At 64.1% G+C, this 14,093-nt stretch carries 16 protein-coding genes; 10 read left to right on the forward strand and 6 right to left on the reverse strand.

All coding sequences use genetic code 11. From position 1 onward, the window contains the following. Positions 1-30: 30 nt before the first annotated feature. Both msrA and ACX12D_RS28310 read left to right on the forward strand, forming a co-directional pair. A complete protein-coding gene (gene msrA / locus ACX12D_RS28305) occupies positions 31-771 on the forward strand; it encodes a peptide-methionine (S)-S-oxide reductase MsrA (protein ID WP_459374375.1) in 741 nt (246 codons plus the stop codon). Between the two features lie 81 nt (positions 772-852). Further along, on the forward strand, positions 853-1,353 hold the full coding sequence (locus ACX12D_RS28310; protein ID WP_459374376.1) for a GAF domain-containing protein: 501 nt from the start codon (positions 853-855) through the stop codon (positions 1,351-1,353). A 14-nt stretch (positions 1,354-1,367) separates the two neighbouring features. Here the strand turns inward: ACX12D_RS28310 and ACX12D_RS28315 are convergent, their stop codons facing one another. Beyond that, complete coding sequence (locus ACX12D_RS28315; RefSeq protein WP_459374377.1) at positions 1,368-1,847, reverse strand: cupin domain-containing protein; 480 nt, start codon at positions 1,845-1,847, stop codon at positions 1,368-1,370. Between the two features lie 207 nt (positions 1,848-2,054). Here ACX12D_RS28315 and ACX12D_RS28320 point away from each other — a divergent pair, with 207 nt between their 5' ends. Next, positions 2,055-3,233 carry an MFS transporter gene (locus ACX12D_RS28320; RefSeq protein ID WP_459374379.1) on the forward strand — a complete coding sequence of 393 codons (1,179 nt, stop codon included), beginning with the start codon at positions 2,055-2,057 and terminating at the stop codon, positions 3,231-3,233. Here ACX12D_RS28320 and ACX12D_RS28325 read toward each other — a convergent pair. The 4 genes from ACX12D_RS28325 to ACX12D_RS28340 form a co-directional block, all read right to left on the reverse strand. Continuing rightward, positions 3,230-3,361: a hypothetical protein gene (locus ACX12D_RS28325; protein WP_459374380.1), complete on the reverse strand. Its 132-nt coding sequence runs from the start codon at positions 3,359-3,361 to the stop codon at positions 3,230-3,232. The two genes, ACX12D_RS28320 and ACX12D_RS28325, sit on opposite strands and share 4 nt — an antisense overlap. A gap of 64 nt (positions 3,362-3,425) precedes the next feature. Then, positions 3,426-4,418 carry a Bug family tripartite tricarboxylate transporter substrate binding protein gene (locus ACX12D_RS28330; RefSeq protein WP_459374382.1) on the reverse strand — a complete coding sequence of 331 codons (993 nt, stop codon included), beginning with the start codon at positions 4,416-4,418 and terminating at the stop codon, positions 3,426-3,428. Positions 4,419-4,582: 164 nt separating this feature from the next. Beyond that, a complete protein-coding gene (locus ACX12D_RS28335; protein WP_441636390.1) occupies positions 4,583-4,900 on the reverse strand; it encodes a chaperone modulator CbpM in 318 nt (105 codons plus the stop codon). A 4-nt stretch (positions 4,901-4,904) separates the two neighbouring features. Continuing rightward, positions 4,905-5,852 (reverse strand): DnaJ C-terminal domain-containing protein, encoded by a 948-nt coding sequence (locus ACX12D_RS28340; protein ID WP_459374383.1) that lies wholly within the window; start codon positions 5,850-5,852, stop codon positions 4,905-4,907. A 186-nt stretch (positions 5,853-6,038) separates the two neighbouring features. On the opposite strand from ACX12D_RS28340, the gene ACX12D_RS28345 reads away from it, so the two are divergent. The 3 genes from ACX12D_RS28345 to ACX12D_RS28355 all read left to right on the forward strand — a co-directional run bounded on the left by ACX12D_RS28345 (position 6,039) and on the right by ACX12D_RS28355 (position 8,570). Continuing rightward, on the forward strand, positions 6,039-7,355 hold the full coding sequence (locus tag ACX12D_RS28345; protein WP_459374384.1) for an NRAMP family divalent metal transporter: 1,317 nt from the start codon (positions 6,039-6,041) through the stop codon (positions 7,353-7,355). A 262-nt stretch (positions 7,356-7,617) separates the two neighbouring features. Further along, on the forward strand, positions 7,618-7,989 hold the full coding sequence (locus ACX12D_RS28350) for a BON domain-containing protein (RefSeq protein ID WP_459374386.1): 372 nt from the start codon (positions 7,618-7,620) through the stop codon (positions 7,987-7,989). Between the two features lie 119 nt (positions 7,990-8,108). Continuing rightward, a complete protein-coding gene (locus tag ACX12D_RS28355; RefSeq protein WP_459374387.1) occupies positions 8,109-8,570 on the forward strand; it encodes a PRC-barrel domain-containing protein in 462 nt (153 codons plus the stop codon). An 822-nt stretch (positions 8,571-9,392) separates the two neighbouring features. On the opposite strand, the gene ACX12D_RS28360 is transcribed toward ACX12D_RS28355, so the two are convergent. After that, a complete protein-coding gene (locus ACX12D_RS28360; protein ID WP_459374388.1) occupies positions 9,393-9,776 on the reverse strand; it encodes a hypothetical protein in 384 nt (127 codons plus the stop codon). Between the two features lie 515 nt (positions 9,777-10,291). Here ACX12D_RS28360 and ACX12D_RS28365 point away from each other — a divergent pair. From ACX12D_RS28365 to ACX12D_RS28380, 4 genes are all read left to right on the forward strand, one after another. After that, entirely contained in the window at positions 10,292-11,989 is a 1,698-nt protein-coding gene (locus tag ACX12D_RS28365; RefSeq protein WP_459374389.1) for an ABC transporter ATP-binding protein/permease, read from the forward strand. A gap of 168 nt (positions 11,990-12,157) precedes the next feature. Then, positions 12,158-12,640 (forward strand): Spy/CpxP family protein refolding chaperone, encoded by a 483-nt coding sequence (locus tag ACX12D_RS28370; protein WP_441636406.1) that lies wholly within the window; start codon positions 12,158-12,160, stop codon positions 12,638-12,640. 76 nt (positions 12,641-12,716) lie between these two features. Continuing rightward, positions 12,717-13,103, forward strand: a complete 387-nt coding sequence (locus tag ACX12D_RS28375; protein WP_459374390.1) for a hypothetical protein — start codon at positions 12,717-12,719, stop codon at positions 13,101-13,103. Between the two features lie 242 nt (positions 13,104-13,345). After that, a complete protein-coding gene (locus ACX12D_RS28380; RefSeq protein WP_459374391.1) occupies positions 13,346-14,065 on the forward strand; it encodes a Crp/Fnr family transcriptional regulator in 720 nt (239 codons plus the stop codon). The last annotated feature ends 28 nt before the right edge of the window (positions 14,066-14,093 follow it).

Here is a 14,093-nt window from a genome sequence, read left to right on the forward strand (position 1 = left end):
CGACACAGCAACGTTCAAGGACAGGCAATCATGACCACGCAAACTTCAACCGGTTCCTCCTGGTGGACGCGCTCGTCCGCCGCAAAAGTCGCAGGCCTCGTCATGCTGGCGGCGGGCCTGCTGGCCTGGCAGCGCGTGGCCAACTCGGCAGAAGACGCCGTCAAGATCCCGCCGCCCGCGCTCGATGAAAAAGCCAGCGCGGCGCCAACGGAAACGGCCGTGTTCGCCGGCGGCTGCTTCTGGGGCGTGCAAGGCGTGTTCCAGCACGTGCGCGGCGTGAAGCAGGTCACGTCCGGCTATGCCGGCGGCGCGGCCAGCACTGCCCGGTACGAGACCGTCAGCGGCGGCGGCACCGGACACGCGGAATCGGTGCAGGTCACGTTCGACCCGGCGCAGATCAGCTACGGCCGCCTGCTGCAGATCTTCTTCTCGGTCGCGCACAACCCAACCCAGCTCAACTTCCAGGGCCCGGACCACGGCACGCAGTACCGCTCGGCGGTATTCCCGCTCAACGCCGAGCAACGCAGCGTGGCGCAGGCCTATATCGCGCAACTGGGCAAGGCCAATGCGTTCAAGGCGCCCATCGTTACCCGCATCGAGGACTACAAGGCCTTCTACCCGGCGGAGGGCTATCACCAGAATTTCCTGACCCTCCATCCTTCGCACCCATACATCGTCATCAACGACATGCCCAAGATCGGCTACCTGAAGCAGATGTTCCCCGACCTGTATCGCAACGACCCGGTGCTGCTGAAGGTGGCGGGCTCGTGATCGCCGCGCGCGCGCAGGTTTCGGTTTGGGATTAGGATCTCGGCTTCGAACCCGCAATGACAAGCCCACCGGACCCGCACCATGTTTCAGCTATCCAGCGACACCGCCCCGCTCTCCAAGGCCGCGCAATATGAAGAGCTGGCCGCCCAGGCGCGCTCCCTGCTGGCGGACGAGACCGACCGCATCGCCAACGCCGCCAACTTCTCGGCGCTGGTTTACCACGCGCTGAAGGATCTCAACTGGGCGGGCTTCTACTTCTACGATGGCACCGAACTGGTGGTGGGGCCATTCCAGGGCAAGCCCGCCTGCGTGCGGATCGGCCTGGGCAAGGGCGTCTGCGGCACTGCGGCGCAAACCCGCAGCACGCAGGTCGTGCGGGACGTGCATGCGTTTCCCGGCCATATCGCCTGCGACGCGGCCTCCGAGTCGGAAATCGTCGTGCCGCTGATCGCCGCTGACGGCACGCTTATTGGCGTGTGGGACGTGGACAGCCCCGTGATTGCCCGCTTCGATGACGAAGACGCGGCGGGCATGGAAGCGCTGTGCCGGGTGTTTGTGGAAATGGGCTGGACGCAGCCCTAGGCAATGGATTGCGCTTAACCCGGTGCTGCCGATGCTGCGGCCGGTGGTGCTGCCGGTGGTGCGGCCGGTACGAGCCCATAGCGGGACATGACCGCAAGCAGCGCCGCGCGGTCGGGTGGCGCGCCGGCATTGACGACATCAGCGACGTCGCGGAAGTACTGGGCCCCGATGTCCGGCGTGAGAACAACCAGTGCGCGAGCCGCGTCGCCGTACGGGTTGCTGAACTGATGCACCGATCCGCGCGGGGTATGCATCCACTCTCCCGGCGCCAGGTCCCGGGCCACCCCGTCGACAGCGTACCGAAGCCTGCCCGCCAGCACATAGACGCACTCTTCATTGTGCGTGTGGCTGTGCGCTGGCGGCACCTGCGAGCCGGGCGGCACCGTCAATTCGAATACCCCCATCCCACCCGTCGCGGCGCCATCGATCAGGTACCGGATGTGCAATTGGCCCACCTGGATCGATTCGCCCGGAGTCCCGCCGTCAAGCGCCATTTTCAGTCTCCCGCCAATTCAAAGAACCGCTCGCCCCTGCCGCTATTGCGATTCTAGGTCAGCGGGGATGCTTGCGACAGGACCATCGGCGAACGGGAGGCGGGCGGCGCAATGGCTTGCCCTACGCCCGCTCTGGCGCGATGATGCATGCTGCGCATTCCCCCTGCCTATCGCAGAGCTATCTTTCCAAGCCATCCGCCTTTACCCGTGACCGCCCACGCCCGAGCCTCCCGGAACGCCATCGCGTCGTTCTATCTCTACTACGTCGCGCTGTACGCCCCGGTTGCGATCACCATCAGCTTCTTCCCCCTCTGGATCCGCGCCCAGGGCCTGAGCGAGCAGCAGACCGGGATGGTGCTGGCGCTGGGCGCCGCGCTGGCGGTGCTGGTCAATCCGGCCGTGGGCGCCATGGCGGACCAGTACCGCAGCCGCAAGGTGATCCTGCTCGCGCTGGTGGCCGGCTCCGCGCTGAGCGCCGGGCTGTTGTTCAGCGCCCAGGGCTTCATCGGCGTGCTGCTGGTCTTCCTGGCCATCAAGGCCTGCTCGGCGGGCCTGATACCGCTGAGCGAATCCATGGCGCTGGCCGGCATGCCGCGCTATGGCTTTGACTTTGGCCGCTTGCGCAGCGCCGGGTCGATGTCGGTGGTGGCCATGTCGATCGTGCTTGGCTGGCTGGTGGATCGCGCGGGAACCGAGGTGATCGCGATCGTGTTCGTGGTGGCGTACCTGGCGCAGGGCCTGCTGGCGCTGGCGCTGCCCAACGACACGGCGGCGGCGCGCCATGCGGTGAAGGCGCCGTTGCTGCAGGTGCTGCAACTGCCCGGCTTCTCGCTGTTTTTGGCCAGCGCCGCGATGTCGCAGGCGTGCCATGGCTTCTTCTACAGCTACAGCGCGCTGTACTGGAAGAGCGTGGGGTTCCCGGCATCAACCATCGGCTACCTGTGGGCGCTGGGCGTGATCGCGGAGATCACGGCGTTCACCTTCGGCTCGCGGCTGCTGGCGCGGGTGTCGGCACCGGCGCTGATCGCGCTGGCCTGCGCGGCGGGCATCCTGCGCTGGTCGATGATCGGCCTGGCCGAGAGCACCGGGGTGGCCATGCTGGCGCAACTGCTGCAGGGCGCCACGCTAGGCTTCACACAACTGGGCGCGGCGCAGTACATCCGCACCCGGGTGCCGGCGCAGGTCATCTCCAGCGGCACGGGCCTCTACTCGGCCTGTGCCGGCTTGCTGACCGCGGCCTGCGTGTTCCTGGGCAGCTATCTGTTTGCCAGCGTGGGCGGCCGCGCCTTCTTGCTCACGGCCGCGCTTTGCGGCGCGGGCCTTGCGGCGGCGCTTGCCCTGCAGGCACATGAGGCGCGCCAGGCGCGCATGCTGGGCGCGGGTTAAGGCAGTTGGTTAGCGGCCGGACCAGGGTCCAGCATGCCGCGCTCGTCCGGTAGGAACAGGGTCAGCACGTGCAGCTTGTTCCCGGTAATGCCGCCCCCGCGCAGCCCGACGAGCAGCGTCAGGGACATGGCGTAACGACGGGCGTAATGGCACACGTAATGGCGGGCATAACGGCGCGATGCGCGCCGGCGCCTACTCGGGCCGGATGTCCGCCGCCTTGGCGACCTTCCGCCAGCGCTCGACCTCGGACGCGATGAAGGTGGCAAACTCAGCCGGCTTCATCACTGCCGGCTCCGCGCCTTCCTTGAGGAAGAACGCCTTCATTTCCTGCGACTGGACGATCTTGCCAATCTCACCGTTGAGCTTGTCCACCAGGGCTTGCGGCGTGCCGGCGGGCGCCAGTATGCCCCACCACAATTCCACCGCACTGCCCTTGTAGCCGGCCTGCTCCAGCGGCACCAGATCCGGCGCCACGGGCGAGCGCTCGGCCGTGGTGACGGCCAGCGCCCGGACCCGCCCGCTCTTGACCTGCGAGAGGATGGACGGCGCGCTGGCCACCATCATCTGGATCTGGCCGCCCACCATGTCGGTCACCGCCGGCGAGATGCCTTTGTAGGGGACATGGGTCAGCTTGATATCGGCCGCGTCCGCGAACAGCTCGCTGGCGAACTGGTTGATGCTGCCCGCACCCGACGTCCCGTAATTGAGCTTGCCCGGATTGGCCTTTGCGTTGGCCACCAGATCAGCCACCGTCTTGAACGGCGAATTGGCGGACACCGTGACCAGCAGGGGCCCTTTGGCGAGCATGCCCACGGGCTTGAAGCTCTTCACCGCGTCATAAGGCAGGTTTGTCCGGATGGCCGCCCCGGTCGTGAAGGTCGACGTCACCATCAGCAAGGCGTAGCCGTCCGCCGGCGCCCTGGCGACATAGGTGCCCGCAATGACCCCGCCACCCGCTGGCTTGTTCTCGACCAGCACGGGTTGCCCCAATGCGTCCTGCAGATGCTTGCCGATGGCACGCGCGAAGAGATCGACCGAGCCGCCCGGGGCACTGCCGACGACGAGGCTGATCGGCTTGGCGGGATACGGGGCGGCTTGCGCGAAGCCCGGCGCGGGAAGGCAAAGGGTTGCCAGCGCCGCCAGTACGAACCTGCTGCGCGTGGCCGCGCGTGAAGTGAATGACATCCATGTCTCCTCGGTCGATGCCTGTTGGTATGGTCGCGGGAACCTGAACGCCACGTGCCGCGTGGGCGGATTCTTCTCTGCCGGACCGATTGCGTCCAGCTTATTTTTTCTATCCTTTCAGAAGAAAAAGTAATCAATTGACCGGGAGTGCGAAGCGCTCTTCTTCAAGCCAGGTTTGCCCGCCGCAGCTTCGCCCTTAACGTCTCGATCTCATCCAGCAGGTCAAGCACGACGGCCACGCCCGCCACCCCAAGCTCCAGGTCGCGCGCGAGCCGCAGCGCCGCGCGGGCGCGCTTGAACGTGGCGCCGTCGAAACGCCAGCGCGGCGCGTCCTCGCCGTGCGGGGTCAGCACGCCCTCCTCCACCAGCGCCACCACCTGTTCAATGTCGGCATGACAGGCCACGCTCAGTTCCACCAGCGTGAACTGCACCTCTTCTTCGACAAGGACGCCATGCAGCATCGATATGCCTTGATCGCTCATCGCATCAAGCCTCCAGTGAGCGGCGCGGGGCAAAGCCGCTAAAGGTCTTGGCCATTTCCCGGTACGCGTCATTGGCCTTTTCCGTGTCCGCGGGCGGCAAGACGATCGACAGTACCGCGTACAGGTCGCCGGGCGGCGTGCTGGGAAGGCCCTTGCCCCTGAGCCGCAGCTTGCGGCCTGCCGACGAGCCCGGCGGCACGCTGAGTTGCACGCTGCCGTCCGGCGTGGGGATGCCGACGCTGGCGCCCAAGGCGGCTTCCCATGGGGCCACGGGCAAGTCGAAGTAGACGTCGCGATCGACTACGCGGAACAGCGGGTGCGGCGCGATCTCGATTTCGAGATAGAGGTCGCCGGCGGGCGCGTCTCCAAGTCCGGGGCCGCCCTGGCCTGCAAGCCGAAGATGCTGTCCGCTGCGAATGCCCTTGGGAATATTGACGTCCAGTTGCCGCTCCTGCAATCGCACGTGCCCGCTGGCGTCCGCCTGGGGCGTGCGCAGCGTGATGGTGCGGCGCCCGCCCCGGTAGACGTCCTGCAGATCGATCTGCACCTTGGCATGGTGATCGCCCCCTGCCATGCGGCCAGCGCCTCGCGCGCCGCGAGACTGCGCATGCCTGGCGCCGAAGAGTGCCTCGAAGAAATCGCTGCGATCCAGGTCTTGCTCGAAATCCGCCTCGCCACCGCTGTACTCGAAGCCGCTATCCCATCCCGGCGGCGGGGTGAACTCGCGGCCGCTCTTGTACCGCGCCCCCACGTCGTCGTAAGCGGCGCGTTTCTCCTCGTCTTTCAGCGCCACATACGCCTCGGCCACCTCCTTGAAACGGGCTTCCGCATCCGGCTCCTTGCTGACGTCCGGGTGATACTTGCGCGCCAGCTTGCGGTAGGCACGCTTGATGTCATCCTGCGTGGCCGTGGGCTCCACCCCGAGCATCGCGTAGTAGTCCTTGTACTCCATGAACGCCCCCGGCAACTGGCGTGCGAAACGCGCACGGCGCTTGGCGAATGATGCGCTTGACCTGCGGCTCTCAGTATAGGCAAAGGCATGGGCATGCGGTTCGATGCGGTTGGCCCTGCGCGCGCTGTCCGCACACGTATCCGCACACGTATCCATAGCGCGGCGTGCGCACCTGCGGAACCTGCTATGTTAGCGGCAAGCCTGCTACTGGAGGCAACGGTGAAAGATGTGGCTTCCGCCCCGCAAGACGCTGAACAATCATGGCTCGGCAAGCTCGGCCCGGGCTTGATCACCGGCGCGGCGGACGACGATCCCAGCGGCATCGCCACCTATTCGCAAGCGGGCGCGCAGTTCGGCTTCAACATGTTGTGGACGGTGCTGCTCACGTACCCGCTGATGGTGGGCATCCAGGTGGTGAGCGCCAGGATCGGGCGGGTGAGCGGCCATGGGCTGGCCACCAATATCCGCAGGCATTACCCGGCGTGGCTCCTGTATGCCGTGGTCAGCCTTTTGCTGGTTGCCAATACGATCAATATCGCGGCTGACGTCTCGGCCATGGGCGAGGCGCTGCGGCTGATCGTGGGTGGGCCGGCCCAGCTCTATGCCGTGGTGTTCGGCGTGATCTCATTGCTGCTGCAGGTGTTCGTGCCCTACCGGCGCTATGTCCGCTTGCTGAAATGGCTCACGCTGGCCTTGCTGGCTTACGTGGCCACGGCGTTTGTCGTGCATATCCCGTGGTCGCAAGTGCTGTCGAAGGCGCTGCTGCCGCATCTGTCCTGGAAGCCCGAGTACGTCACGACCGTGGTGGCGGTGTTCGGCACCACCATCAGCCCCTACCTGTTCTTCTGGCAGGCATCGCAGGAAGTCGAGGATCAGCTCGCCAACCCCCAGGCCCGGCCCCTGATCAATGCGCCCTGGCAGGCGCAAGCCAATTTGCGGCGCATCAAGATCGATACCTATGTCGGCATGGGCTTCTCGAACCTGGTGGCGTTTTTCATCATCCTGACGACGGCCGTGACGCTCAACCAGCATGGCGTCACCGATATCCAGACCTCGGCACAGGCAGCCACCGCGCTACGCCCCATTGCCGGCGATTTCGCCTTCATGCTGTTCAGTGCCGGCATCATCGGCACCGGCTTGCTGGCGATTCCCGTGCTGGGCGGATCCTCAGCCTATGCCATGGCGGGCGCCTTCAAATGGAAGAACAGCCTGGAGCGCACGCCGATGACGGCAAAGGCCTTCTACGGCATCATCGCCGTCTCCACCCTGATCGGCATCGCGCTGGGGTTCACCGCGATCGACCCGATCAAGGCGTTGTACTGGAGCGCCGTCATCAACGGCGTGATCTCCGTGCCGATCATGGCGGTGACGATGCTGATGGCCGCGCGCACCGACATCATGGGCGAGTTCGTCATCAGCAAAAGGCTGAAGGTGCTGGGCTGGCTCGCCACGCTGATGATGGCCTTGGCGGTCTGCGCGATGCTGGTGACCATGCGCACCTGAGCAGCGCTTGAGCGGCGCTTGAGAGGCGCCTGTCCTGCAAGTGCTTGCACAATACGAAGTGTCATGAAAGACATCTCCGTGTCCGCCATCGTACCGACGCCATGGCCGTTCCATGTCAGTCTCGGTCCATCGGATGCCGCTTGCAGGGAGATACGATCCCTCGCGAGGCCATGCCGCGCGGTTGCATTTGCCTGGGGCTGGCTCGCCCAACGAGCCGCGCCGGCTCGTGTCAACCGATTGGATCTGAATCGAGGTAACTGACGTGAAAACCATCCATCCCCTGAAATACGCCATCGGCACCGCGTGCATCACCCTCGCGGCCAGCCTGTACGCTCCGCTGAGCCTTGGCGCCACGAACGACGCCGGGCCGTCGCCCATGTCGTCGATCAATCCGACCCATGAGCCGATTGGCGCCGCCATGAGCGACACCGCGATCACGACCAAGGTCAAGGCCAGTTTGCTTGAACAGAAGAAGCTGAGCTCAACGCACGTGCATGTCCGCACCCGCGAAGGCGTGGTGCGCCTGACCGGCAGCGTCCCGACCGCGACGCAAAGACAGACTGCAGTCGATGTGACCCACGCCGTCAACGGCGTGAAGTCGGTCGAGAATCATCTGTCCGTCCAACGGCTGTAACAAACAGCCCGCGCGCGCAGCAACGCAAGCCACCGGCCACGGCGCTGCGGCGCGGGCTGCCGCTTGTTGCATTCGCCTATTGCATTCGCCTATTGCATTCCCATGCCTGGAGTCAACCCATGAACCCCTATGAACTCGACCAGAACAGCGGTGGCCCGCGCGCCACCATCGTCGGCAAGATCGAAGAAAACAGCCCGGGACCCGGGCCGTTCCTGATGGCTGCCGATACGCTGGAAGGCAACCCGGTGATCGGCCCCGGAGGCGACAAGCTGGGCAAAGTCGACCACATCATGCTGGACGTGCCGGGCGGGCGCATCGCCTACGCGGTGCTGTCCTTTGGCGGATTCCTCGGCATGGGCGGAAAGCTCTTTGCCGTGCCCTGGTCCGCGCTCACGCTCGACATCCAGCGCAAGAGCTTTGTGCTGGGCATCGAGAAGGAAATGCTGGAGGCCGCGCCCGGCTTCGACAAGGATCACTGGCCAAGCATGGCGGACGAGCAATGGGCCACCAGCATCCATGAGTACTATGGCCAGCCCCCGTACTGGGCGCAGGACCGGTACCAGCGGGAGACGCGGCTCTGAGGCCGCTTGCCTGCCTCGGAAGCGGCGCTACACTGCGTGCGGCACCGCTTCCGGGATGCGTTGCGGCGGGAGGTCCCGCGCTGCCCCGACCGGGAGCACGGGCCGCTGATACACCTCATTGACGACGTCGGCCGCCGATAGGTAGAACGCCAGTGCCGCCATCGGGAGCCCGATGTATCCGCCGGCGAGACCGTGCCCGCTAGCGTACCGACGCCAGCGCGAAGTTCGCGTAGTGTCACCAACGATGGCTGCGCGAAGGCGGGTGTCTGGGTTCTTCGCAATGTGGAGACCGCAGAGGCATGGGGGCGTTGTCCCTGCGTGTTCCCGCTCTCACCAGATAAGCAGCCCGTCAGACAGCCCACGACTTCATGGGCTCTTCAAGCCAGCAAAAAAAGGAATCATCGTGAAATACTCGAACCTGATAGGCGCGGCACTGATGGCGCTCGCTGTGATGGCATGTACGGGCCCGGCCGGGCCGCAAGGCGCAACGGGTGGCACCGGAGCACAAGGCAATACCGGCAATACCGGCTACATGGGCGCGACCGGCCGAACGGGCGCAACCGGAGACACCGGGGCGACCGGGGGCGCTGGGGCAATGGGCTCCACCGGCGCGACCGGCGATACGGGTGCAACCGGCGGCACGGGCGCCAGGGGTAGTACCGGCAGTACCGGGGCTAGAGGCACCAAAGCCGACAGCACTGTCGTCATCGTCCCTCGCTGAGGAACGATGAGCCGGCCATGGATTGAACGCAGAAAGCGCATCGCTGCGCGCGGGTAATTCCAGCACGCGGCGATGCGCGGTAGCAGGCGGCGTTCAGCCTTTCAACGAGAGACTGCGCCTCCCGCCGTCCAGCCTTGGATCCAGCCTTGAATGCGGCGGCTGAACAAGACTCGCCAGGAAGCGCCAGCGGAGCAGGCCGACTGCATTTGCGCCGGCTCGGTTGGCCATGGGCCGGGCGGCGGCGGCGGACAGGCGACGCCCTGCGCGGTGCGCAACAAGGTGTCATCGTCGCAGTCCATCACGGCGGCAAGGGTTTCACGTGGTATGCCGGCAGGGTAGATGACGAGAAGAATATCGTTGACGACCTTTTCGCTCTCGAACGGGCCGAAGCGATAGGTGCTGCCGCCATCCACCTCCGCGAAGAACCAGTGCTGCGGATGGCTTCGATAGATGACAACCACGGTTCGGCGAACTTCCTTTGACATTCCACTACCCCCAAACTATCCGCAATCCGGGACAGTGCGCTTTGTTATTCATGTTCGTAGATTCCAGCAAACAACGCTCACCCGTGATCCGAATCTGAAACTGGTGGGGCCCCACACCGGACATGCTCCAGAAAATCCCGGCGCCGGCTCTGGTATGTAGCGGCATGTGCGCCCCTACGTATACATATAGCTACCTCCCGGCAGAAGTGCTGTCCGCAAGCGTACGGTTTGGCGAACTTATTTCGGCGCAGCCGATACCCCGCCCACAGGTTCGCGATTCCCCGCAAAAAGCCGCCAGCGTCGGTGGGCTGGCCTATATTTCAGTTACTGGCGCGCCAATGACCCCGGCAGACATCAAAGGGCACGTGAGGCGGGGCATGCCATGGGCGAGCGCGTCACCGGGTCTGACGCCGCGTAGAGAAGGACCTTGGCCATTCCGATGACGCAATCAGGTCTGCGGATCCGGCAAGAGAAGCAAGAGAGGGATGATGAGAAAATCTCGCAGCAACTTGTGGATGCGATTCTGGGAAATTGCAAAGCCTTACTGGTTCTCTCAGGAGAAATGGAAGGCCAGGATTCTCCTTTTTCTATTGGTCTTGCTACTGCTCGGTCAAACTGGGACTAACGTACTGTTCAATGAGCAATCGGGGGAGTTCACATCGGCGCTGGCCGCGAAGGATGCCGGCAGATTCTGGCACTCCATTCTGATATGCGTCTATGTGCTGATCGCCGCCGTGCCGGTCTACGCCTTTTACTACTACGTCAGGAACACGCTTGGTATCCACTGGCGCCGCTGGCTGACCCGTCACTACCTGGATAAGTATTTCAGTCATCATGCGTTCTACAAGCTGAACGCCAGCGCCTCCATCGACAATCCGGACCAGCGGATCTCGGAAGACATCAACACGTTTGCAAATCAATCGTTGTATTTTCTCTTACTCAGTCTGGGGGCGCTTCTGCAGCTGATTGCGTTCAGCGGTGTTCTCTGGTCGATCTCCAGGCAGCTGGTGCTTTTTCTTGTTGTCTATGCGATCGTTGGCACCTCGATCTCGATCTTCGTGTTCGGTCGGATCCTGATCGGGTTGAATTTCTATCAGCTGAAACGAGAAGCCGATTTTCGCTTCAGCTTGATCCGGGTGCGCGAGAACGCCGAGTCGATTACCTTTCATCGCGGCGAGGCCCACGAATCCCTGCATGTGCGAGGCCGCTTCGACCATCTCTTCGCCAATTTCAACAAACTGATCCGATGGCAGCTGAACCTGAATCTGTTCCAGTATGGCTATGCGTTTCTCACCATCATGCTGCCGAGTGCCATTGTGGCTTCACGCGTCCTCTCGGGCGAACTCGAGGTTGGCCGGGCCATCCAGGCAGCCGGCGCATTTGCCGCGATCCTGGCCTCGCTCACCGTCATCGTCGACAACTTTGAAAGTCTGAGCCGGTTTGTCGCCGGACTCGATCGGCTGAGCACATTCTCTGGCGCCCTGGCGCAGACGCCTGTCACGCTGGCCGCGCAGGCCGCGCCGCATGGCGGTGGGAACAAGATCGAAGCTGCGCGAGACGCTCGCCTGGCGCTCGAGCATGTCACCTTGCAGACGCCAAACTACGAACGGACCCTGGTGAGGGATCTCACGGTAGCCATCAACCCGGGAGAGGGATTGCTGATCGTGGGTGCTAGCGGAGGCGGAAAGAGTTCGTTGATGCGCGCGATAGCGGGACTCTGGAACTGCGGGACCGGCCGCATCGTCAGGCCGGAACTGGAACATATGCTGTTTCTGCCGCAGCATCCCTACATGGTGCTGGGCAGCCTGCGCAGCCAGTTGCTCTATCCGGATCGCAATGGCCGCAAGGTATCCGATAAGGAACTCCGGCTGCTGCTTGAGATGGTCAACCTGCCCGACGTCGTGGACAGATTTGGCGGCCTGGATGTGGATCTGGACTGGGGGAAGGTGCTGTCCGTGGGAGAACAGCAGCGCCTCACCTTTGCCCGCGTGCTGCTCGCCAAACCGCGCTATGCCATGCTGGATGAGGCCACCAGCGCCCTCGACATCGGCAACGAGGAACGCCTTTACTTCCAGCTTTCGTCGGGCTCGACAACGCTGGTCAGCGTCAGCCACCGCCCCACGCTCCTGAAGTATCACCAGCAGGTGCTGGAGTTGAGGGGCAATGGGGAATGGGAGCTTCACCCCTCCGGGAGCTACCGCTTTAGCTGGTGAGCTCCCACACTGCAACGCCTGCGACGCCTGCAACGGCTCGCGCCGTGTGCATCCTTGTCCGGTGCCGGACAGACACATGCCGCAATCTGGTCCACAAGTAAGCATGCGATCGCGCCGCCAGCGATGGCGAGCTGCCGGCGGGATCATGGAATTCGATGGAGACCGATCATGAAACTCACTGCCCAGTCATTCCTGCCGAAGACGGCATACGTGCTGCCATCCGTCGCGCTTTTCTCCATGCTGGCGCTGGCCGTTCCCGCCGGGGCCATCACCGCCACCGACGCGCAGGGGTCCCCGCATGTCTTGAAGATCGCGAAGCAGGATCGCATCGATACGCACATCAGCGACCTCCACACGAAGCTCCAGATTACGCGCGCGCAGGAACAACTCTGGCAGAAGGTCGCACAGGTCATGCGCGACAACGCGAGCAAGATGGATTCGCTGCGGCAGGAGCGCACTGAGGATGCCAAGGGCATGACCGCCGTCGGCGACCTCAAGTCCTACGGGGATATCGCCGATGCGCATGCCGATGGCATCAGGAAGCTCACGCCCGTGTTCCGGGATCTGTACGACAGCATGTCAGACGTGCAGAAGAAGAATGCCGACCTGATCTTCCGGAACCGGCAACAGCATGCGTCGACAAAGAACTGAAGCCCCGGGCCCGGACGGCCGCCGCAGGCGCAAGCAACCTCGCGCGGTTCGGGCTTTCGCTCAAGCACAGGAGAGCATGATGAACACCTCAATAACGCGATCATGCTGGGTGCGCCCGGCGATCGTGAAGGCCGCCGCGGCATTCGGCCTTGCCCTGGCACTGGGCGTCGTGTCGACGGCACCGGCCTTTGGCGACGACCGCGACCACCATCCCGACCAGAACCATGGCAACCAGCATGCTTCGTCCCGTCAGGGACACAACGGCAACGGACAGGGCAACCAACGCTACGATCACGCTCGTGACCGTCACGACTATCGCGACTATCGCGACTATCGCGACTATCGGGACTATCACGGCAACTACTATGACAGCCAGCGCTATGTCTACGCGCCGCCGCCGGTAGCTTACGTGCCCCAGCCGGCGCCCGGCATCAGCCTGTTCATCCCTCTGCAGATCCGCTAGCCAGGCAAGGCACGGCAAGCAGGCAAACCTCCCAGGCAACGAATACGTTGCCTGGGAGGCCGCCGCCCGCGCCAGGTACGTGCCCGTCAATGTGCTGTGCCCGCTGCCTGCCGCACCTTTGATCTCCCACATTGCTGACCTATATTTTTACAGGTGGCTCCGGGGACCTCCCGGGGTTCTCACTTGCGCGGCTGGCGCCGATTGCCTGGCACGTAGCCCAAGTCAGCATTGGGGGGCAAAAGATGACATCCACCCACGATCCGAGGGCCAATCAACTCCTTGCCGTATTACCCGAAGTGGAGTGGTTGCGCCTTGCACCACACCTGATCCTGACCGAGCTGCCCCTGGGCCATGTGGTGTATGAGTCGGGTGACCAGCTCGGCTATGTGTATTTCCCGACCACGTCGATCGTCTCCCTGCTCTACGTGATGGAGGACGGCGCCTCCGCCGAGATCGCCATCGTCGGCAATGAGGGCATTGTCGGCATTGCCTTGTTCATGGGCGGCGAGACAACGCCCAGCCGGGCCATCGTGCAAAGTGGCGGCCATGGCTATCGCCTGAGTGCCAAGGTGCTGAAGCAGGAATTCACGCGCGGCGGCCCCATCCAGCATTTGCTGCTGCGATACACCCAGGCGCTGATCACCCAGATGGCCCAGACCGCGGTTTGCAACCGGCATCACTCCATTGAGCAGCAACTCTGCCGCTGGCTGCTGCTGAGCATCGACCGGCTGCCATCCAATGAACTGACGATGACGCAGGAGCTGATCTCGAACATGCTTGGCGTGCGCCGCTCCGGCGTGACCGAAGCGGCCTTGAAACTCCAGAGCGCCGGCCTGATCCGCTACAGCCATGGCCATATCGTGGTGCTCGACCGACCAGCGCTGGAAAAGCATGCTTGCGAATGCTACGCGGTGGTCAAGCGTGAGTTCGACCGCCTGTTGCCTGCCACGCCGGCGGCCTGAACCTCGCACACCGGCCGTTGGCGGCCGC

This window comes from Cupriavidus sp. PET2-C1 (genome assembly GCF_054515855.1).